This window comes from Klebsiella sp. CN_Kp106, from assembly GCF_040064575.1.
Taxonomy (GTDB): Bacteria; Pseudomonadota; Gammaproteobacteria; order Enterobacterales; family Enterobacteriaceae; genus Klebsiella; species Klebsiella michiganensis.
The window spans coordinates 1-21109 of sequence record NZ_JBEAIG010000064.1 but is presented as its reverse complement, the minus strand read 5'-3'; the positions used below and the strand labels follow the sequence as shown (position 1 = coordinate 21109).

Annotated in this window: 22 protein-coding genes and 1 other annotated feature; of the genes, 13 read left to right on the top strand and 9 right to left on the bottom strand. The window is 53.4% G+C overall.

The genetic code is table 11. From position 1 onward, the window contains the following. Window positions 1-33 precede the first annotated feature (33 nt). Window positions 34-1323 carry an HlyC/CorC family transporter gene (locus tag ABLU96_RS21585; protein WP_014839241.1) on the bottom strand — a complete coding sequence of 430 codons (1290 nt, stop codon included), beginning with the start codon at window positions 1321-1323 and terminating at the stop codon, window positions 34-36. 18 nt (window positions 1324-1341) lie between these two features. Then, window positions 1342-2133, bottom strand: a complete 792-nt coding sequence (locus ABLU96_RS21580) for an inner membrane protein YpjD (protein ID WP_004853326.1) — start codon at window positions 2131-2133, stop codon at window positions 1342-1344. A gap of 164 nt (window positions 2134-2297) precedes the next feature. Between ABLU96_RS21580 and ffh the strand changes: the two genes are divergently transcribed. From ffh to ABLU96_RS21545, 7 genes are all read left to right on the top strand, one after another. After that, entirely contained in the window at window positions 2298-3665 is a 1368-nt protein-coding gene (gene ffh / locus ABLU96_RS21575; protein WP_004123779.1) for a signal recognition particle protein, read from the top strand. 236 nt (window positions 3666-3901) lie between these two features. After that, window positions 3902-4150 carry a 30S ribosomal protein S16 gene (gene rpsP / locus ABLU96_RS21570; RefSeq protein ID WP_004123777.1) on the top strand — a complete coding sequence of 83 codons (249 nt, stop codon included), beginning with the start codon at window positions 3902-3904 and terminating at the stop codon, window positions 4148-4150. Between the two features lie 18 nt (window positions 4151-4168). Beyond that, complete coding sequence (gene rimM, locus ABLU96_RS21565) at window positions 4169-4717, top strand: ribosome maturation factor RimM (protein WP_014226441.1); 549 nt, start codon at window positions 4169-4171, stop codon at window positions 4715-4717. A 45-nt stretch (window positions 4718-4762) separates the two neighbouring features. Next, window positions 4763-5530 carry a tRNA (guanosine(37)-N1)-methyltransferase TrmD gene (trmD, locus tag ABLU96_RS21560; RefSeq protein ID WP_004104636.1) on the top strand — a complete coding sequence of 256 codons (768 nt, stop codon included), beginning with the start codon at window positions 4763-4765 and terminating at the stop codon, window positions 5528-5530. A gap of 39 nt (window positions 5531-5569) precedes the next feature. Then, window positions 5570-5917 carry a 50S ribosomal protein L19 gene (gene rplS, locus ABLU96_RS21555; protein WP_004104634.1) on the top strand — a complete coding sequence of 116 codons (348 nt, stop codon included), beginning with the start codon at window positions 5570-5572 and terminating at the stop codon, window positions 5915-5917. Between the two features lie 120 nt (window positions 5918-6037). Next, on the top strand, window positions 6038-6475 hold the full coding sequence (locus ABLU96_RS21550) for a DUF2946 domain-containing protein (protein WP_049080042.1): 438 nt from the start codon (window positions 6038-6040) through the stop codon (window positions 6473-6475). 53 nt (window positions 6476-6528) lie between these two features. Next, a complete protein-coding gene (locus tag ABLU96_RS21545) occupies window positions 6529-7899 on the top strand; it encodes a PepSY-associated TM helix domain-containing protein (RefSeq protein WP_064406099.1) in 1371 nt (456 codons plus the stop codon). 4 nt (window positions 7900-7903) lie between these two features. Here ABLU96_RS21545 and ABLU96_RS21540 read toward each other — a convergent pair whose 3' ends face one another. From ABLU96_RS21540 to ABLU96_RS21530, 3 genes are read right to left on the bottom strand one after another with little or no spacing between them, the layout of a single operon-like run. Then, window positions 7904-8386 carry an OmpA family protein gene (locus ABLU96_RS21540; protein WP_014226437.1) on the bottom strand — a complete coding sequence of 161 codons (483 nt, stop codon included), beginning with the start codon at window positions 8384-8386 and terminating at the stop codon, window positions 7904-7906. 11 nt (window positions 8387-8397) lie between these two features. Further along, window positions 8398-9621 (bottom strand): diguanylate cyclase DgcN, encoded by a 1224-nt coding sequence (gene dgcN / locus ABLU96_RS21535; protein ID WP_049070040.1) that lies wholly within the window; start codon window positions 9619-9621, stop codon window positions 8398-8400. Beyond that, window positions 9614-10123 (bottom strand): YfiR family protein, encoded by a 510-nt coding sequence (locus ABLU96_RS21530; protein WP_004853313.1) that lies wholly within the window; start codon window positions 10121-10123, stop codon window positions 9614-9616. Before ABLU96_RS21530 ends, dgcN begins: the two co-directional genes overlap by 8 nt. 344 nt (window positions 10124-10467) lie before the next feature. Here ABLU96_RS21530 and aroF point away from each other — a divergent pair, with 344 nt between their 5' ends. The 3 genes from aroF to ABLU96_RS21515 all read left to right on the top strand — a co-directional run bounded on the left by aroF (window position 10468) and on the right by ABLU96_RS21515 (window position 13610). Continuing rightward, window positions 10468-11538: a 3-deoxy-7-phosphoheptulonate synthase AroF gene (gene aroF / locus ABLU96_RS21525; RefSeq protein WP_014226435.1), complete on the top strand. Its 1071-nt coding sequence runs from the start codon at window positions 10468-10470 to the stop codon at window positions 11536-11538. Between the two features lie 9 nt (window positions 11539-11547). Further along, a complete protein-coding gene (gene tyrA / locus ABLU96_RS21520) occupies window positions 11548-12669 on the top strand; it encodes a bifunctional chorismate mutase/prephenate dehydrogenase (protein WP_014226434.1) in 1122 nt (373 codons plus the stop codon). Window positions 12670-12737: 68 nt separating this feature from the next. Further along, a complete protein-coding gene (locus ABLU96_RS21515) occupies window positions 12738-13610 on the top strand; it encodes an SMP-30/gluconolactonase/LRE family protein (RefSeq protein ID WP_032751928.1) in 873 nt (290 codons plus the stop codon). Here the strand turns inward: ABLU96_RS21515 and pheA are convergent. From pheA to bamD, 4 genes are all read right to left on the bottom strand, one after another. Then, entirely contained in the window at window positions 13607-14767 is a 1161-nt protein-coding gene (pheA, locus tag ABLU96_RS21510) for a bifunctional chorismate mutase/prephenate dehydratase (RefSeq protein ID WP_004853306.1), read from the bottom strand. The two genes, ABLU96_RS21515 and pheA, sit on opposite strands and share 4 nt — an antisense overlap. A 30-nt stretch (window positions 14768-14797) precedes the next feature. Then, window positions 14798-14922, bottom strand: a sequence feature (Phe leader region). Beyond that, a complete protein-coding gene (gene pheL, locus ABLU96_RS21505) occupies window positions 14874-14921 on the bottom strand; it encodes a pheA operon leader peptide PheL (RefSeq protein ID WP_101706155.1) in 48 nt (15 codons plus the stop codon). (Overlaps the previous feature by 48 nt.) Before the next feature lie 106 nt (window positions 14923-15028). After that, window positions 15029-15364: a ribosome-associated translation inhibitor RaiA gene (gene raiA, locus ABLU96_RS21500; RefSeq protein WP_004104616.1), complete on the bottom strand. Its 336-nt coding sequence runs from the start codon at window positions 15362-15364 to the stop codon at window positions 15029-15031. Between the two features lie 271 nt (window positions 15365-15635). Then, complete coding sequence (bamD, locus tag ABLU96_RS21495) at window positions 15636-16373, bottom strand: outer membrane protein assembly factor BamD (RefSeq protein ID WP_004853303.1); 738 nt, start codon at window positions 16371-16373, stop codon at window positions 15636-15638. A gap of 132 nt (window positions 16374-16505) precedes the next feature. On the opposite strand from bamD, the gene rluD reads away from it, so the two are divergent. From rluD to clpB, 3 genes are all read left to right on the top strand, one after another. Further along, on the top strand, window positions 16506-17486 hold the full coding sequence (rluD, locus tag ABLU96_RS21490) for a 23S rRNA pseudouridine(1911/1915/1917) synthase RluD (RefSeq protein ID WP_048260100.1): 981 nt from the start codon (window positions 16506-16508) through the stop codon (window positions 17484-17486). Further along, a complete protein-coding gene (gene yfiH / locus ABLU96_RS21485) occupies window positions 17483-18214 on the top strand; it encodes a purine nucleoside phosphorylase YfiH (RefSeq protein WP_025107359.1) in 732 nt (243 codons plus the stop codon). The genes rluD and yfiH overlap by 4 nt, the downstream gene beginning before the upstream one ends. A 127-nt stretch (window positions 18215-18341) precedes the next feature. Beyond that, window positions 18342-20915, top strand: coding sequence for an ATP-dependent chaperone ClpB (gene clpB, locus ABLU96_RS21480; protein WP_064406103.1), 2574 nt, complete (start codon window positions 18342-18344; stop codon window positions 20913-20915). Window positions 20916-21109 lie beyond the last annotated feature (194 nt).

The window sequence follows — 21109 nt, the reverse complement described above, 5'->3', positions numbered from 1 at the left end:
TTTTCTATTCCCCTCAGCCAGGTCCCAGGGTTGCTATGACTCGGCCACGCTTTCGCGAATGGGTTTTACCGGCATCACTTTCACCCTTTTAATCATATTCTCCTGAACATCAAGAATATCGATATCATACTGTTCGATGCGTACGCGGGTGCCCGGGGCGGGGATCTCTTCAAGTGCTTCCAGGATAATACCGTTAATGGTTCGCGCTTCATCTTCCGGCAGATGCCAGTTAAAAGCCTTGTTGATTTCACGTACGTTGGCGGTACCGTCGATAATCACTGAACCGTCGTTAAGCGGCGTCACCTCTTCAGCAAGCGTAGGCGACATTGACGTCGTAAAATCGCCAACGATCTCTTCGAGGATATCCTCAACCGTGACCAGACCCTGAATGTCTCCATATTCATCAACAACCAGGCCCACTTTCTTCTTATTGCGCTGGAATTTCACCAGTTGCGTACTGAGCGGCGTACCTTCCGGCACGAAGTAAATTTCATCGGCGGCGCGCAGCATGACTTCTTTCGTGAACTCTTTTTTCTCCGTCATCAGGCGATAAGCTTCGCGAACCCGCAGCATGCTGATGGCATCGTCCAGCGTGTCGCGGTACAGCACAATGCGCCCGTGCGGAGAGTGGGTCAGCTGGCGGACAATGGATTTCCAGTCATCGTTAATATTGATACCGACAATATCGTTGCGCGGGACCATGATGTCGTCAACGCTGACTTTCTCGAGGTCAAGAACGGAGAGCAGCATGTCCTGATTGCGGCGGGAAATTTGCGAGCGTGATTCATTAACGATAGTACGCAGTTCATCCTTGCTTAAGGCCCCGCTCACGACGATATCGGTTTTTATACCCATCATGCGCATCAGAATGCGGGTAATGGTGTTGAGCAACCACACCAGCGGCATCATCAGGATTTGCAGCGGCGCGAGCAGCAGGCTGCTGGGATAGGCGACCTTTTCCGGATAGAGCGCGGCAATGGTTTTTGGCAGCACTTCGGCAAACACCAGCACCACAAACGTCAGGACGCCGGTGGCAATGGCGACGCCGGCATCCCCATACAGGCGCATACCGACAATGGTGCCCAGCGCCGAGGCAAGAATGTTGACGAGGTTATTGCCAATGAGGACCAGACTAATGAGACGGTCAGGTTTGCGCAGCAGCTTTTCGACACGTTTTGCCTGACGATTGCCCTGCTTGGCCATATGACGCAGGCGATAGCGGTTCAGCGTCATCATGCCGGTTTCAGAACCGGAGAAATAGGCGGAGATGACCACCATGACGATCAGCGTCACGATCAGCGTGGTGGTGGAGATATGTTCCACTTGGGATTCCTTAAAGACTTAGCTCATGAACTGTTGCAATACGCGGCTACCAAAGTAGGCCAGCGTCAGCAGCCCCGCGCCAGTCACGTTAAACCAGACGACCCGGCGTCCGCGCCACCCTTCATGATAGTGGCCCCAAAGCAGGACGATATAAACGAACCACGCAACGATAGACAGCACTGCTTTATCAATGTTTTCCGCACTAAATAGGTTGTGCATGTAAAACAGCCCGGTACACAGCGTCAGGGTTAACAGAACCACGCCTATCTGGGTGATATGAAACATTTTACGTTCAATGCTCATCAGCGGCGGCATTTCGCTACTGAAGGTCAACTTTTTATTCTTCAGCTGATAGTCAATCCACGCCAGCTGCAGCGCGTAAAGCGCAGCGATAATCAGCGTAGCATAAGAGAAGAGCGACAGGCCGATATGGACCAGCATCCCCGGCGTGGTTTCCAGATGCGTGATGTACTCGTTCGGCATAAAGGTAGCGAACGCGAGGTTGATTAAGGCGAAGGTGTAGACAATGGGTAGCAATAGCCAGCCGCGATTACGCGAGGCGACGATGGTCATCACCGTACAGATCATCAGGCTGACCAGCGATCCCACGTTTAATAGACTGAGATTTTGCCCGCTTTCGCCGCCGGGAAAAATGCGTGACTCCAGCGCGAAGGCGTGACAAATCAACGCAATAGTTGCGGAAAGAATCGCCATCCGCCGCCAGCTGCTGTTTTTTTGCAGCAGGCCAGGGACGATCAGCGCGAGGCTGATGGAGTAGGCGACAAGGGCGAGTAGAGCAAAAACAGGCATAGGGGTGTCGACTGTTGACTAAATAGTAAAGAGAAGCAGTATAGCGTCACGCGACTCTGGCTCCAACCGTTGCAGCACATTCGCGTTTATGTCGTGTTATACTGCGCCCATTCCGTTTTTGTGTCGCTGCGGCGACCGACCGTTTCCACCTCAGGCGAGAGACAATGTTTGATAATTTAACCGATCGTTTGTCGCGTACGCTGCGCAACATTAGCGGCCGCGGACGCCTTACTGAAGACAATATTAAAGATACCCTGCGCGAAGTGCGTATGGCGCTGCTGGAGGCGGACGTTGCTCTGCCTGTGGTACGTGATTTCATCAACCGCGTAAAAGAAAGCGCGGTAGGTCATGAAGTCAACAAAAGCCTGACCCCGGGCCAGGAGTTCGTCAAAATCGTGCGCAACGAACTGGTTGCCGCGATGGGCGAAGAGAACCAGGCGCTGGATTTAGCGGCGCAGCCGCCAGCCGTGGTGCTGATGGCCGGTTTGCAGGGGGCGGGTAAAACCACCAGCGTCGCTAAGCTGGGTAAATTCCTGCGTGAAAAGCACAAGAAGAAAGTCCTTGTCGTTTCCGCTGACGTCTATCGCCCTGCGGCGATCAAACAGCTGGAAACGCTGGCCGAGCAGGTTAGCGTTGATTTCTTCCCGTCTGACGTGGGTCAGAAGCCGGTTGATATCGTTAATGCCGCGCTGAAAGAAGCGAAGCTCAAATTCTACGATGTGCTGCTGGTGGATACCGCCGGTCGTCTGCACGTTGATGAAGCGATGATGGATGAGATTAAGCAGGTCCATGCGTCTCTCAATCCAGTAGAAACCCTGTTTGTTGTCGATGCGATGACCGGCCAGGATGCGGCGAACACGGCGAAGGCCTTTAACGAAGCCCTGCCGCTGACCGGGGTCGTGCTGACCAAAGTGGACGGCGACGCCCGCGGCGGTGCGGCGCTGTCGATTCGTCATATCACCGGCAAGCCGATTAAGTTCCTCGGCGTTGGCGAGAAAACCGAAGCGCTGGAGCCGTTCCATCCGGATCGTATCGCTTCCCGTATTCTCGGCATGGGCGACGTCCTGTCGTTGATCGAAGATATCGAAAGTAAGGTCGACCGCGCGCAGGCTGAAAAGCTGGCCTCTAAGCTGAAAAAAGGCGACGGTTTTGACCTGACCGATTTCCTTGAACAGCTGCGGCAGATGAAAAACATGGGCGGTATGGCCAGCCTGATGGGCAAGCTGCCGGGCATGGGGCAGATACCGGACAACGTTAAATCGCAGATGGATGATAAAGTTCTGGTGCGTATGGAAGCCATCATCAACTCGATGACGCTGAAAGAGCGCGCTAAACCGGAAATTATTAAAGGTTCGCGCAAACGCCGCATCGCCGCAGGCTGCGGAATGCAGGTGCAGGATGTGAACCGTCTGCTCAAGCAGTTTGACGATATGCAGCGCATGATGAAGAAGATGAAGTCGAAAGGCGGCATGATGAAGATGATGCGCGGAATGAAAGGAATGATGCCGCCAGGGTTCCCTGGAGGCCGATAGGCTGGTCGCCATTTCTGCCGGGGCGCGCTTCTTTTCTGACACATGGTTGGCGCATTCTGGCTATGACTTATGCTCCGGTACCCAATTTAAGGGTACCGGAGTCGCCCTTCCACAGCAGAGTTTATAACTGCTGATTGCAATTTCCCCAGAAATCAGTAAAATTTTCGGGCTTTTAATATGACACCGGGCTCCGTTCCTCGATGGGGCCCGGTGTTTTATTCACACAAGAGGATGTTATGGTTACTATTCGTTTAGCACGTCACGGCGCGAAAAAGCGTCCGTTCTACCAGGTTGTTGTTACCGACAGCCGTAATGCACGCAACGGTCGCTTCATTGAGCGCGTTGGTTTCTTCAACCCGATCGCTTCTGCGACCGAAGAAGGAACTCGTCTGGATCTGGATCGTATCGCTCACTGGGTTGGCCTGGGCGCTACTGTTTCCGATCGCGTAGCTGCGCTGATCAAAGCCGCTAACAAAGCAGCTTAATCTGTCACGGTGGTCATGATGAGCAAGCAACACACCGCACAAGCACCTGTTGAACCGATTGTATTGGGCAAGATGGGTTCTTCCTACGGTATCCGTGGTTGGCTCAGAGTGTTTTCCTCCACCGAAGACGCCGAAAGCATTTTTGACTATCAGCCCTGGTTTATCCAGAAGGCGGGTCAGTGGCAGGTTGTTGAGCTGGAAAGCTGGCGCCACCACAATCAGGATATCGTCATTAAGCTGAAAGGCATTGACGATCGCGATGCAGCGAATCTGTTGACTAATTGCGAAATTGTCGTGGATTCATCGCAGCTGCCTGCGCTTGAAGAGGGTGACTACTACTGGAAAGACCTGATGGGCTGCCAGGTAGTGACCACGGAAGGCTATAGCCTCGGCAAAGTCATCGACATGATGGAAACCGGGTCTAATGACGTTCTCGTCATCAAGGCAAACCTGAAAGATGCATTTGGTATCAAGGAGCGGCTGGTTCCGTTCCTCGATGGGCAGGTTATCAAGAAAGTCGATCTCGCTACTCGTACCATCGAAGTAGACTGGGATCCTGGTTTTTAAATTCTCCGAATAAACGGTAAAAAACGGCACTATGGGGATTGGCTTGTGTTTATAGGTATCGTTAGCCTGTTTCCTGAAATGTTCCGCGCAATTACCGATTACGGGGTAACTGGCCGGGCAGTAAAAAATGGCCTGCTGAGCATCCAGAGCTGGAGTCCTCGCGATTTCGCTCATGACCGGCACCGTACCGTGGACGATCGTCCTTACGGCGGCGGACCGGGGATGTTAATGATGGTGCAACCTTTACGGGATGCCATTCATGCAGCAAAAGCCGCGGCAGGTGAAGGCGCAAAGGTGATTTATCTTTCACCTCAGGGACGCAAGCTTGATCAAGCGGGCGTCAGCGAACTGGCAACAAATCAGAAGCTGATTTTGGTGTGCGGTCGCTATGAAGGCGTAGATGAGCGCGTAATTCAGACCGAGATTGATGAAGAATGGTCAATTGGCGATTACGTTCTCAGCGGTGGTGAGCTACCGGCAATGACGCTGATTGACTCCGTTTCCCGGTTTATTCCGGGGGTGCTGGGTCATGAAGCTTCAGCAATCGAAGATTCGTTTGCTGAGGGATTGCTGGATTGCCCGCACTATACGCGTCCTGAAGTGTTAGAAGGTATGGAAGTACCGCCGGTATTGCTGTCGGGAAACCATGCTGAGATACGTCGCTGGCGTCTGAAGCAGTCGCTGGGCCGTACCTGGCTTAGAAGACCTGAACTTTTGGAAAACCTGGCTCTGACTGAAGAGCAAGCAAGGTTGCTGGCAGAGTTCAAAAAGGAACTCGCGCAACAGCAACATAAACATGATGGGATGGCGTAAGCCCCCAATATCAGTTTACCCAGGATAAGAGATTAAATTATGAGCAACATTATTAAGCAACTTGAACAAGAACAGATGAAGCAGGACGTACCTTCCTTCCGTCCGGGTGATACCGTGGAAGTGAAAGTATGGGTTGTTGAAGGTTCCAAAAAACGTCTGCAGGCATTCGAGGGCGTGGTTATCGCTATTCGTAACCGCGGTCTGCACTCTGCATTCACTGTTCGCAAAATTTCCAACGGCGAAGGCGTTGAGCGTGTCTTCCAGACTCACTCTCCGGTAGTTGACAGCATTTCTGTCAAACGTCGTGGTGCTGTGCGTAAAGCTAAACTGTACTACCTGCGTGAGCGTACCGGTAAGTCTGCTCGTATCAAAGAGCGTCTTAACTAAGATTCGCTTTCGCGACATCCTGAATGAGAGGGCTGGCCTGATGGGCCGGCCCTTTTTTTATCTTTATTTTAACCATTCCATTGCGAATCATTTACAATACGTCCCTCATGGGGAGGGACGGTGGTCAGCAATATTTTTCATCACTCAGCATTACAACGGCGGGCCGTATGGCTGGCGCTGTTTGCGATCCTGCTGATCGTGGTGGCGCCGTTGATCTCCATCTCCCTGCAAAAAGATCCGATGAATGGCATGCACCACGCAATGATGGGGATGCCGGAAGGTATGCCATCACATCAGATGTCCATGACGCATACCGATGCCTCGATGCCGGAACACGCGCACAGCGTGCCGCTCGATCATGCTGAAGCCTGTGGCTACTGCGTACTGTTAGCTCATGTTCCGGGCCTGATTTTCGCGCTGGTGCTGCTGCTCAGCCTGATGCTTCGACGCCAGCGAGCCCCGGTTTCCCGCCCGGAGAGGAAACGCTGGCATGACTTTACCTGGCTTTATCCCCACACCCGCGCGCCACCGCGCCCGTCTGCTTTCTCCCTTACATAAAAAATAATGTGCGCACTGCGCAACGTTCTCTTTTGCTTTAAAAAAGGAAAAGTATGACTACCTGCACCTCGCGCGCGGCATGGCTGAACCTGCTGCGTCGTCTTCATTTCTATATCGGATTGTTTATCGGGCCGTTTATTTTTGTGGCGGCCCTGACCGGTACGCTATATGTCGCCACCCCTCAGCTGGAAAACTGGCTCTATCGTGATGCTCTGTACGGTACGTTGACTGGGGAAAAACAGCCGCTAAGCGCGCAAATTACCGTAGCGACGGAGGCCATTCAGGGAAACCTCCGCCTGCATGCGGTTCGACCGGGGATAGTGGCTGGCGATACGACCCGAGTGATGTTTATTGACCCGACCCTTGGCGAGTCGGAAACGCGGGCAATTTTTGTCGATCCGGTGACGCTACGGGTGACAGGCGATATGCCGGTTTATGGCACCAGCGGTATTTTGCCGCTGCGTCAGTGGATTGATTATGCCCATCGCTCTTTGCTGCTGGGTAACTTCGGTCGACTGTACAGCGAGCTGGCAGCCTCCTGGATGTGGGTTGCCGCTCTGGGCGGGATCGCGCTGTGGTCGATGACCCGGCCGCGTCGTCGCATAAATAACAGCGTGCAGAATAACCGTCGCCTGCACGTTTCTCTCGGCTGGGTGCTGCTGGTCGGTATGTTGTTATTCTCGGCGACCGGTTTAACCTGGTCGCAATGGGCAGGTAGTCACGTCGATAGGATGCGTGCCGCCTTTGGCTGGCTGACGCCGCAGGTGAATACCCGGCTGGAAAGTGCCGCTCCGGCCGCTTACGATCCGCATGCCGAACATCATGTGGGACATGGAGCGATGGGGGAGATGACGGCGCAGTTGCGCGTAGAGGATTTTGACCCGGTTCTGCTGGCTGCCCGCGCGGCGGGGCTGGATGCCGGTAAGCTGGAGATTCGACCGCCGTCGGGTGCCGGGCGCGCGTGGACGGTAAATGAAATCGACAGAAGCTGGCCAACCCGGGTTGATGCTGTCGCGATCGATGGTGCAACGATGCAAATCGTGGACCGCACTCATTTTTCCGACTTTCCGCTCATGGCTAAGCTGACCCGCTGGGGCGTTGATTTCCATATGGGAATTTTGTTCGGTCTTGCTAACCAGCTACTGCTTATCGCATTCGGAACCGCACTCTGCGTGATGATAGCGGTGGGGTACCGGCTGTGGTGGATTCGTCGCCCGGCGCGCGCGGCGTTTAACCCGGACAATACGTTGATACAGGCGTGGTTTGGCTTAGCGTGGCCTGCTCGTTTGCTGACTGCTGTTATTGCGGTGTTGTTGGGCCTGGCGCTGCCGCTCATGGGGAGCAGCCTCGTGCTATGTCTCGCCGTTGATTATCTGCGCTGGCGCTCAGCAACGGCGGTGATAGCGGCTAAACCAGTCGAATAGGTGTTTAAGGCGTGCTGATAACCACCGTGACGCGGCGGTTTTCAGCGCGCCCTTTCGCGGTATCGTTGCTGGCTATAGGATACTTTTTCCCGAGTCCGCGAGTGGTCAAGTTTGCGCGCGGAATATTCGCCCCTTCGGCCCAGGCATCCGCCACGCTGTTAGCCCGCTTAAGCGATAGCATTTCGTTGTAGCTGTCTTCGCCGTAATTATCAGTATGACCTTCAAGGCGACTATGGGTAATACCGGTACTCGCCAGACGTGAAGCCATTGTGCGAATTTGCTGTTTGCTTTCGGCACGCAGATGATAGTCGTTTTTATCAAACAGGATGGTATCAGATATTCCTAATAACCAGTCGCCGTTGGTTTCAGTAAAGCCATATGACTTCATTGCTGCAATTTGTTCTGCCGAGAATTTTCCTTGCGGAGCCTGGCAGCCGCTAAGAAAAAGTGCGGCCAGTAAAGCAGGAGCAAAATATTTTCCGATCATGGTGATTCCTTTTATTTTTGCGTTTGCTGTAAGCGCTGGTGTTTCATCCGATACATATTTTGATCGGCAAGCTCTTGCAGATTTTCCGCTGAGGTATGTTCCCAGGTTAAAGCGTAACCAATGCTCAGTGACAGGCTGGCGGTGTGGCCATTGTGTAGATTAAACGGCGGGATAAACTGTTCGGACAACGCGCTGCACAGTGCCCGAACTTCGGTTTCTGAATGAACATCCCGTAGCAGAATGGCAAATTCATCGCCGCCGAGACGCCATGCCTGATGCTGTTTACCGACAAAGGCCATCAGGCGGCTCGCGACCTCAATTAACACTTTATCGCCGGCTGCGTGGCCCCAGTTGTCGTTAATAAGCTTGAAGTTATCGCCATCAAGAAATAACAGCGCAGAATGACTTTGGGCGGTTTCATCCTTCATCAGATCATTAATCACATTCCGGAAAGCCGCTCTGTTAGCCAGCCCGGTTAGCGGGTCGTGTAATGAACTGCGCAGGAGCTGGGCGTTTTTAGCCTGAAGCTGCCGCTGCCAGTCCTCCATTTCACCCAGCAGGCTATTGAAGTCCTGGGCGAACAGGTGGAATTCTTCAATGCGCTCTTCGGGCACCCGGCGGGAGAAATGGCGATTTTCGCGGATGTCATGTACCACCTCGGTAATGCTCTGTAACGCTGCCACAATGCCGCGATGCAGCGAGTGGGTAAGGAGCAAAGCGATGCAGGAAGCCAGAAAAATGCTGCCGGTGAGCACAATAATAGAGATACCAAGAAAATAGCTTATCAATCTGTCCAGCGCGGTCAGACGGAGTTCACCGATAATTTTTCCCTGGTGCAGGATAGTTTGCACCGTGGGTTTCGGGAAGAGCCATTTGCTGATGACGTCGCTGATTTTATCCTGACTGACCAGACCATCGTTATGCCATGAGGCGAAGGGTCTTTGCCGGCCATCGACCAGAATTGCTTGAGAAAATTGCCCCTGTCTGCCCAGAGTGGCCAGCGTGTCTTCAGCCGCTGCGCTATCGCCAAAAACGAGCGCTGCTTCCAGGCTACGGCCCATGGTGGCAGCGGTAAGTTCCAGGTTTTTTTGGGCGTATTGCTTGAGTGTAAATATGGAAGCGGTGCAGAGTAACAGCCAGACCAGTGTCATAGAGATCACCACGCTTATCATGCTGATACGGCGCAGCGCTCTTTTAAATGTGGGGCGCGGGGCCTGAGAAAAATCCTTATTCATGTGATGTTTTCCGGGCAAGCATCAGCACCTCGGGATTAACCCGAACGCCGCTGTGCGTCAGTACATCCAGATTTACGGAAAATCTGACTCTCTCATTGTTGATGAGCAGGCAAAAAGCGCTGCCAATAGAGCAATCGGTGTTTTGTTCCGCAATAAGTAATAGGGGCCGGTTTCCATATTTGGCCGTAAATTCAGACTGTTGGGTCGGCGATTCACTGCCAAAATAAAAACCATCGCAGGTCGTCTGTAAGGCTTCTTGTGTATTACGAACAATCACGGGTTTATAAGGCAATATTTCCGGAGCGTCTTCGGCCAGGCTATGGATATATCGTGATGTTGAAAAAATACAGAGCCTTGGAGGACCGGATAATTGCGGCCAGCGAGTATAAGTCACGATCCCCGAAACGATTGTCCGAACATTTTCAGACGGTCCGGAGGCAACAGCAGAGATACCCACGAGTGATAGTACTAAAGTCAAAAAGAGACGGTGAAGAACAGTCATTACGGTTCCGTCAGATTGTCATAGCGTGGGGGATGCAGATTGCTGAAACCCGGGCGAAGAATAGCATTGTTGAGGAAAATCGTCATTAGCCAGCCTCGCCGCTTTGAGATAATTCTTACCAGGATTTTTCGTAAAAGAAATTCGTGGAAGCAGGGAAAAACTGGCGTTTAATGACTCACTGTAAATAATTTGATACGCATTGAGTGAAATGCAGCGCGATTTAATTTCCGTGTGTAAAGTAAAATTTACGTAATATGGATTGAAATCTTTACTCTGTGTGGTATCGTTACGTCATCCTCGCTGAGGCAATAACTATCGCAAACGAGCTATACAGGATCGCAATCATGCAAAAAGACGCGCTGAACAACGTACACATTACCGACGAACAGGTTTTGATCACTCCGGATCAGTTGAAGGCTGAATTCCCTCTGAGCGTTGAGCAGGAGGCGCAGATTGCGCAGTCTCGCCAGACCATCTCCAACATCATCGCCGGCCGCGATCCGCGTCTGCTGGTGGTATGTGGCCCTTGTTCGATCCACGATCCTGAAACCGCCATTGAGTACGCTCGTCGTTTTAAAGCCCTTGCCGAAGAGGTCAGCGATAGCCTCTATCTGGTCATGCGCGTCTATTTTGAAAAACCCCGCACCACCGTTGGCTGGAAAGGGCTGATTAACGATCCGCATATGGATGGTTCGTTTGATGTGGAAGGCGGCCTGAAGATTGCGCGCCGTCTGCTGGTTGAACTGGTCAATATGGGGCTACCGTTGGCGACGGAAGCGTTGGATCCAAACAGTCCTCAGTATCTCGGCGATCTGTTTAGCTGGTCTGCTATCGGCGCGCGTACGACCGAATCCCAGACTCACCGTGAGATGGCTTCTGGCCTGTCGATGCCGGTAGGGTTTAAAAACGGCACCGATGGTAGCCTTGCCACGGCAATTAACGCAATGCGCGCTGCCGCGATGCCGCACCGTTTCGTCGGCATCAACCAGGCCGGACAGGTGTGCCTGCTGCAAACGCAGGGCAACCCGAATGGTCACGTCATTCTACGCGGCGGGAAAGCGCCAAACTACGGCCCGGAAGATGTTGCGAAGTGTGAAAAAGAGATGACTCAGGCGGGACTGAAGCCATCGCTGATGGTAGATTGCAGCCATGGGAATTCTAATAAAGACTACCGCCGTCAGCCTGCGGTTGCGGAATCCGTGGTCGCGCAGATTAAAGATGGTAACCGTTCCATTATTGGTCTGATGATTGAGAGCAATATCCACGAAGGTAACCAGTCCTCTGAGCAGCCGCGTTGCGATATGAAATACGGCGTCTCAGTGACCGATGCCTGCATTAGTTGGGAAACCACCGATGCGCTGCTCCGCGAACTTGATAAGGATCTGCGAGGCCATCTGGCGGCTCGTCTGGCGTAAGAGGATGATATGGTTGCTGAACTGACCGCATTGCGCGATCAAATTGATGAAGTCGATAAGGCGCTGCTGGAACTGCTGGCTAAGCGCCTGGAGCTGGTAGCGGAAGTCGGAGAGGTTAAAAGCCAATACGGCCTGCCCATTTACGTTCCTGAGCGTGAATCGGCGATGCTGGCGTCCCGGCGCGAGGAGGCTGCTGCGCTTGGGGTCCCGCCGGATCTTATCGAAGATGTTTTGCGTCGCGTCATGCGGGAGTCTTATTCTAGCGAAAACGATAAAGGTTTTAAAACGCTTTATCCGAACCTGCGTCCGGTGGTGATTGTTGGCGGCGGCGGGCAAATGGGGCGTCTGTTTGAGAAAATGCTGACGCTTTCCGGATATCAGGTTCGTATCCTTGAAAAAGACGACTGGTCGCGGGCGGAAGAGATTGTCGCCGATGCCGGTATGGTTATCGTCAGCGTGCCGATTCATATCACGGCGGCAACGATTGCTCAGCTGCCACCGCTGCCGGCGGACTGCATCCTGGTCGATTTGGCCTCGGTGAAAGCGGAACCGCTGCAGGCGATGCTGGCCGCGCACAAAGGTCCGGTATTGGGGTTACACCCCATGTTTGGGCCGGACAGCGGCAGCCTGGCGAAGCAGGTGGTGGTGTACTGCGATGGCCGCCAGCCCGAAGCGTATCAGTGGTTCCTGGAGCAAATTCAGGTCTGGGGCGCGCGGCTCCATCGTATCAGCGCCGTCGAGCACGATCAGAATATGGCCTTTATTCAGGCGTTGCGCCACTTTGCGACCTTCGCTTACGGCCTGCACTTGGCCGAAGAGAATGTGCGTCTTGAGCAACTTCTGGCGCTGTCGTCGCCTATTTATCGTCTGGAACTGGCGATGGTTGGCCGGCTGTTTGCCCAGGATCCGCAGCTCTATGCTGACATTATTATGTCCTCGGAAAATAATCTGGCGCTGATTAAGCGATACTACCAGCGCTTCGGTGAAGCTATCGGCCTGCTGGAGCAGGGGGATAAACAGGCGTTCATCGATAGCTTCCGTAAGGTTGAGCACTGGTTCGGTGACTATGCCCAGCGCTTCCAGAGCGAAAGCCGGACGTTGCTGCGCCAGGCAAATGATAATCGGCAGTAAGTCGTCAAACACGTATACAATAAAGCCAGAGGGGTGACCCGCTGGCTTTTTTTATAGGGATGAAAACGATGGCTGAACCACAACCGCTGTTTGATTACACCGGGCATTTACCGGAATGTCCGACCTGGAGCGAAGCCGAACAGGCATTGTACTGGGCCGATATTATGGAATGCGAGATTCATCGCTACGACGTGCAGACGGGTGAACATCAGGTTCTGCAATTTCCCGAGGAGCCCGGCTGTTTTGCCCTGCGCGAGAAGGGCGGTTTTATCGTCGCTTTACGCAGCGGTATCTGGCTCACTGATGCGCATGGTCTTCTACAGCGCAAAGTCTGCGATAACCCCAGCAACCCGCAATTAGCGCGCTTTAATGATGGTGGAACCGATCGTGACGGCCGCTTTTATGCCGGGACTTTCTGGGGGCCGGGAGATTTTAATGGCGCGCTCTTAGTGCGCATCGATAACGATCTCTCCCCGCAGGTTATCCAGTGCGATATTCACGGCGCTAACGGTCTGGCGTTTAGCGAAGACAAACGTTGGATGTATACCTCGGATACGCCAAATGCCGTTATCTATCGAACACCTCTCGATGAGCGGGGCGAGGCGGGTAAACGTGAGGTCTTCCTGCGCTTTCAGCCGGGAGAGGGGATTCCAGACGGCGCGGCCATCGATGCTGAAGGTTGCTACTGGAGCGCGATGTTTGACGGCTGGCGTATTGCGCGCTTCTCGCCGACGGGCGAGCAGCTGGAGGAGCATCGTCTACCGGTGCGTTGCCCGACGATGGTCTGTTTTGGCGGAGCGGATATGAAGACGCTCTACATTACCACCACGCGGGAGAATATGGATGCCGAAGAAGTGGCGAAATATCCGCTTTCCGGCGCGATCTTCACCCTGCCAGTTGCCGTGGCAGGGATGAAGAAATTGCCGTTTATCGAACGTTAAACCGGGTCGACCGGTACCACGTTTTCGCTGGCATAGCAGCCCAGCACTTTCATTGAACGCGTTATCTCGGCCAGCTCTTTTAATGCCTTGCGCATTGGCAGTGATTCCAGGTTGGCCTGGATATCCAGATAAAACATCTCTTCCCACGGATTACCGTGAATGGGGCGTGATTCCAGCTTGGTCATGATCAGATTATGGTTTCGCAGCACCAGCAGCGCTTCTACCAGGGCCCCGGCTTGCTGGCCGGTGGCCATCAACAGCGTGGTTTTCGCGGGGACCTGATCGGAGACTTCCACCGCTTTACGCGCCAGAACCAGGAAGCGGGTGATGTTTTGCGTCTGGTTCGCCTGACAATGTTCCAGGACCTGCAAACCGTGCAGCGCTCCGCCTGCTTCGCTGCCCAGGGCGGCAACGGTCGGCGATTTAGCCTGAGCGACTTTTTCCATCGCTGAGGAGGTGCTGTCGGTATATTCAATGTTCCAGTGCGGATAGCGGCTCAGATACTGGCTGCACTGCTGAAACGGCTGCGGATGGCTGTAGACCGTCGTAATCTGTTGCGCATCGGTGGACGTTGAGACCAGCACGCAGTGATCGATAGGCAGCGTCAGCTCGCCCACGATGGATAAGCTGGTGTGCTGCAGAAGATCGTAAACATCATTGATGCCGCCGGAACTGGTATTTTCAATAGGAACGACGGCATAGTCAGCCTGGCCGGTCTCCACTTGCTCAAAGATATCGGCGAACTTCGCGCAGCCGCTTTCGATAAACTGTTCAAAGTGGCGGGCGGCATACTGACGAGCCGCAAGGTGCGAATATGAACCTTTAGGTCCGAGGAATGCCACCCGCGCGGAGTGCGGATTAATTTTATTCAGGTGCTGTTGCAGCAGCGTTTGTTGGGTAAGGACCGAGTCTTCAATGATCAGCTGGAACAGGCGCGTGATGTAATGGGCATCAAGATGGTGTTTTTTCCCCAGCGTCATCAGGCGTTCCAGCAGGTCCCGCTCGCGGTCGATATCCCGCACCGGCCGGTGCGATGCCAGCTTGGCTTTACCGACCTCGACGGCCAGGCCGCGGCGCTCAGCCAGCAGCGCAAGCAGTTTCTCATCCAGAGCGCTGATCTTATCGCGTAGGGCCAGTAATGGGTTTTCCTCGGTCATATGTGTTGCCTTTCTTGTTATTGATTATCAATAAAAAAGGCCTCCCGTTTGGGAGGCCTTGTTGTTCGTCTTCGCATTCTTTATCACACGACGAATTGCCTCCCATTCAGGGGAAGGTAAAAAAGAATGCGAAGAAAAACGGGATCAGTTTCACGATGAATTCCTTGAGTTAGTGGGGATTACAGTACCTGTACTGTTTTCACTCTGTCAATAAAAAACGCGCCCGAAGGCGCGTGGCATGACACAAGCTTAAGTTAAGGATTACTCTTCTTCTTCCACAAAGCCTGCCTCTTTCACCGACGTTGCGGCGCGGCGGGCTTCCCCTTTGTGTTGCACTTTATTGAGCTGCCGTTCCAGCTTGTTGATCAATTCGTTAATTGCGGCATACATGTCTTCGTGCCGTGCGCTGGCGACCAGGTGCCCGTTTGGCGTATTGATGGTTGCGTCAGCGACAAAACCCTGCGGCTCCTTAGAGAGGATGATGTGCGGGTTAATTAAGTGGGTTTGCCATTTATCCAGTTTGGCGAGACGGTCTGCGACGTGCTGGCGGATTGCCGGAGTAATTTCCATTTGTTTACTGGTAATGTTCATTGTCATAAATTTTACCTCTTGTCTTTCCCGTCTTGGTAAACTCAGCATACCTCGCCCAATGTCAAAATGCGTGATTTAAATCACATTTTATTGTCACTTTTTGTCAACGAATCTGTTTTGTGAGACAGGACAGGAACAGGTGAGATTTTACTTGTGGAATGGAAGAAAGAGAGCCATATTTGATGAGTTAACTCGGCGCTAAACCGCTTCAGCTTAACGATTTAACGAATAAAAAAACGGCAGCCACTCGGCTGCCGTTTTGCTTATCTAAGGGCTATCAGGTGTTCTTGCTGTTAGCCGCGATGATTTTCGCAACCTTGTCCGCCTGCGCGTTCATCTGCATCTGACGGTAGGCGTTTTCCATTTTCGGAAGCGCGTCGCGGGTGGCCTGCGTATCCGGATAGTTACGCAGCATGCCGTCTACGCGGTTAACGACCGCAACCCATGCGCCACGATCGGTATAGTAATCCACGACCGACAGCTCGTACTTCGCCAGACGATCTTTCAGGAACACCATACGCTTGTAGGCGTCAGTAGCGTACTGGCTGTTAGGATAGCCACGAACCAGTTTGGAGAAGTCGTTAAAGGCATCGCGCGCGTGTTGTGGATCGCGGTCAGAACGATCGACACCGAAGAAGCCCTGCAGCGCACTGTCATCCAACGCCATATTTGTCAGACCACGCATATAAATGACGTAATCAATGTTAGGATGGGTAGGGTTCAGGCGCACAAAGCGATCGATAGCTGCCTGAGCCAACGGCAGATCGGCGTTTTTGTAGTACGCATAAATCAGATCCAACTGTACCTGTTGGGAATAAGGACCAAAGGGATAACGGTTATCCAACGCTTCCAGTTGCGTTATTGCCTGTTTCCAGTTACCGTCCTGCAGCTTTTGCTGAGCGGTCGCGTAGATCTCATTCGGCGGATTATCGGGCACCTCCTCCTTTGAGCCAGAGCAACCCACCAAAGCCAGGCTCAGTGTGGCTGCTGCCACCAGGTATTTCATGCGCGTCATGACGTTTTGACTTCCTCAAAATGTTTATGCGGGAGAATCTCTGTTCCTGCTCCCGATTAAGACCAGCTACAATAGCACACTATATTAAACGGCAAAGCCGTAAAACCCAACGTTAAAACGAAGAAGCTGTATATGGCACAACGAGTACAACTCAACGCAACGGTGTCCGAAAATCAACTCGGACAACGCTTAGATCAGGCTTTGGCCGAATTGTTCCCGGATTATTCGCGTTCGCGCATAAAAGAATGGATCCTTGACCAGAGAGTGCTGGTAAACGGCAGCGTCAGCGACAAGCCGAAAGAGAAAGTGCTGGGGGGAGAAACGATTGCTATCGATGTTGAAATCGAAGAAGAAGTCCGTTTCCAGGCACAGGATATTCCGCTCAATATCGTTTATGAAGATGATGACATCCTCGTAATTAATAAACCGCGCGATTTAGTTGTGCACCCTGGCGCGGGCAACCCTGACGGTACTGTGCTGAATGCGCTGTTGCACTACTATCCGGCCATTGCTGACGTGCCGCGTGCGGGGATCGTGCACCGTCTTGATAAAGACACCACCGGCTTGATGGTGGTCGCGAAGACCATTCCGGCGCAAACCCGCCTGGTGGAATCCCTGCAGCTGCGCGAAATCACCCGCGAGTATGAAGCGGTGGCGATTGGTCACATGACCGCTGGCGGAACGGTGGAAGAACCGATTAGCCGCCACCCGACCAAGCGTACGCATATGGCGGTACATCCTATGGGAAAACCGGCGGTGACGCACTATCGGATCATGGAGCATTTTCGCATTCATACTCGTCTGCGTTTGCGCCTGGAGACCGGCCGTACGCATCAGATTCGCGTACACATGGCGCACATCACTCACCCGCTGGTGGGCGATCAGGTCTATGGCGGGCGCCCGCGTCCGCCTAAAGGCGCATCGGAAGAGTTCATCACCGCTCTGCGTAAGTTCGATCGCCAGGCCCTGCATGCCACCATGCTGCGTTTATACCATCCGATCAGCGGCATTGAGATGGAATGGCATGCGCCAATTCCACAGGATATGGTTGATTTGATTGATGCCATGCGCGCTGATTTTGAAACCCATAAAGACGATATTGACTGGCTATGACTAAACTGATTGTACCGCAATGGCCAATGCCGGAAGGCGTGGCAGCCTGTAGTTCCACGCGCGCTGGTGGGGTGAGTTTGTCGCCATACGATTCACTTAACCTCGGAGCCCATTGCGGAGACAATCTGCAGCACGTAGAAGAGAACCGTCGGCGCATGTTCGCCGCTGGCGGTCTTCCGTCATACCCGGTGTGGCTGGAGCAGGTTCACGGTACGGCAGTGTTAAAGCTCGATGGCGGGCCGTACCCGTCAAAGCGCGCTGATGCTTCATACTGCAATGTGCCGGGTACGGTATGCGCGGTGATGACCGCTGATTGCCTGCCGGTGCTTTTTTGCAACCGCGCGGGAACGGAAGTTGCGGCTGCTCATGCCGGCTGGCGGGGCCTTTGTGAAGGCGTGCTGGAAGAAACCGTGGCCTGTTTTGCCGATAAACCGGAAAACATCATGGCCTGGCTTGGGCCCGCCATTGGGCCGGACGCGTTTGAGGTTGGTCCGGAGGTGCGTGAGGCTTTTATGGCAAAAGATACTCAGGCGGAGCGCGCATTTCGTCCTGCAGGTGAAAAGTATTTTGCTGATATCTATCAGCTTGCGCGTCAGCGGCTGGCGAGCGTTGGCGTTGAGCAGATTTTTGGCGGTGACCGCTGTACCCTCAGCGAAAAAGATGATTTTTTCTCTTATCGTCGCGACAAGACGACGGGTCGTATGGCAAGTTTCATCTGGCTGATATAACCTCCCGAACTAAGACGATCCAGAAGGCAAACTTATTTTTGCATAGTTCAGGTCTTTAACCTTGAATAATTGAGGGATGACCTCATTTAATCTCCAGTAGCAAATTTGACCTGTTATGGGAGGAGTTATGCGTCTGGATCGTCTTACCAATAAATTCCAGCTTGCTCTTGCCGATGCCCAGTCCCTTGCACTCGGGCACGACAACCAATTCATCGAACCTCTTCATCTTATGAGCGCCTTGCTGAATCAGGAAGGGGGATCGATACGTCCTTTATTAACTTCGGCGGGCATCAATGCCGGAGAGTTGCGCACCAATATTGAACAGGCGTTGAGCCGATTGCCGCAGGTGGAAGGTACCGGCGGCGATGTTCAACCGTCCCAGGATTTAGTGCGTATCCTGAACCTTTGCGACAAGCTGGCGCAAAAGAGAAAGGACAACTTTATTTCGTCAGAGCTGTTCGTTCTGGCAGCGCTTGAATCACGCGGCACGCTGACCGACCTTTTAAAATCCGCCGGGGCCACAACCGCCAACGTGAGTCAGGCGATCGAACAAATGCGCGGAGGTGAAAGCGTGAACGATCAGGGAGCCGAAGACCAACGTCAGGCCTTGAAAAAATTTACCGTCGATCTGACCGAACGTGCCGAGCAGGGCAAGCTTGACCCGGTGATTGGCCGCGATGAAGAAATTCGTCGTACGATTCAGGTTCTGCAGCGCCGTACCAAAAACAACCCGGTGCTGATTGGTGAACCCGGTGTAGGTAAAACGGCCATTGTTGAAGGGCTGGCGCAGCGGATCGTCAACGGTGAAGTGCCGGAAGGGCTGAAGGGGCGCCGGGTGCTGGCGCTCGATATGGGCGCGCTGGTGGCGGGTGCCAAATACCGCGGTGAGTTTGAAGAGCGCTTAAAAGGCGTTCTGAATGACCTCGCCAAGCAGGAAGGCAACGTCATCCTGTTTATCGATGAGCTGCACACCATGGTGGGTGCGGGTAAAGCGGACGGCGCAATGGACGCCGGTAACATGCTGAAACCGGCGCTGGCGCGCGGTGAGCTGCACTGCGTGGGCGCTACGACGCTGGATGAATATCGCCAGTACATTGAGAAAGACGCCGCGCTGGAACGTCGTTTCCAGAAAGTATTCGTGGCGGAGCCGACCGTTGAAGATACCATTGCGATTTTGCGTGGTCTGAAAGAACGTTATGAACTGCACCACCACGTGCAGATCACCGACCCGGCGATTGTTGCGGCAGCCACGCTGTCTCATCGCTATATCGCCGACCGACAGCTGCCGGATAAAGCTATCGACCTGATCGATGAAGCCGCATCCAGCATTCGGATGCAGATTGACTCAAAACCGGAAGAGCTGGACAGACTCGACCGTCGCATCATTCAGCTCAAGCTGGAACAGCAGGCGCTGAAGAAAGAGTCTGATGAAGCCAGTATTAAGCGGCTGGATGTGCTGAATGAGGAGCTGGCCGATAAAGAACGTCAATATTCAGTCTTAGAAGAAGAGTGGAAGGCTGAAAAAGCATCGCTCTCCGGAACCCAGACGATTAAGGCTGAGCTGGAACAGGCGAAAATCGCTATTGAGCAGGCGCGTCGCGTCGGCGATCTGGCGCGGATGTCCGAGCTGCAGTACGGCAAAATCCCGGAGCTGGAAAAACAGCTGGCGGCGGCAACGCAATCCGAAGGCAAGACGATGCGTCTGTTGCGTAATAAAGTCACGGATGCGGAAATCGCGGAAGTGTTGGCTCGCTGGACGGGTATCCCGGTGGCCAGAATGCTGGAAGGCGAGCGTGAGAAGCTGCTGCGTATGGAGCAGGAGCTGCATAGTCGCGTCATTGGTCAGAATGAAGCGGTTGAAGCGGTATCGAATGCAATCCGCCGTAGCCGTGCCGGATTATCCGATCCTAATCGTCCAATCGGCTCGTTCCTGTTCCTGGGCCCTACCGGTGTAGGTAAAACAGAACTCTGTAAAGCGCTGGCCAACTTTATGTTTGATAGCGACGATGCGATGGTACGTATCGACATGTCAGAGTTTATGGAGAAACACTCCGTTTCACGTCTGGTTGGGGCGCCTCCGGGATACGTCGGTTATGAAGAAGGCGGCTATCTCACTGAAGCGGTCCGCCGTCGTCCTTATTCCGTCATCCTGCTGGATGAAGTGGAAAAAGCGCATCCGGATGTCTTTAACATTCTGCTGCAGGTACTGGACGATGGACGTTTGACTGACGGGCAGGGGAGAACGGTCGACTTCCGCAATACGGTCGTCATCATGACCTCTAACCTCGGTTCGGATCTCATTCAGGAACGTTTTGGGGCTCTGGACTATAGCCACATGAAAGAGCTGGTTCTGGGCGTGGTTAGCCAAAGCTTCCGGCCGGAGTTTATCAACCGTATTGATGAAGTGGTGGTATTCCACCCGTTAGGTGAAAAACACATTGCTTCTATTGCACAGATTCAGCTGCAGCGGTTGTATAAACGACTTGAGGAACGCGGCTATGAAGTTCACCTCTCTGATGAGGCACTGAAGCTGCTGAGCGAAAACGGTTACGATCCGGTTTATGGCGCACGTCCTCTGAAACGTGCTATCCAGCAGCAGATCGAAAACCCGCTGGCGCAGCAGATTCTTTCTGGAGAGCTGATACCGGGTAAAGAAGTGCAGCTGGTTGTGAAAAACGACCGGATAGTGGCAGTGCAGTAAATCACAAAACAGCAAAAACGGGCCCGCCGGGCTCGTTTTTGTTTAAAAACCAGGCGATAATGTATTCTCAGCTGCAGCTTTGGTTGAAAAATAAGCGGGTGGAGTTTTTTTTTGAAATTCCTCTTGCCACTTCAGAATTACTCCCTATAATGCGCCTCCACTGACACGGAACAACGGCTTACAGCCCGCCGGGT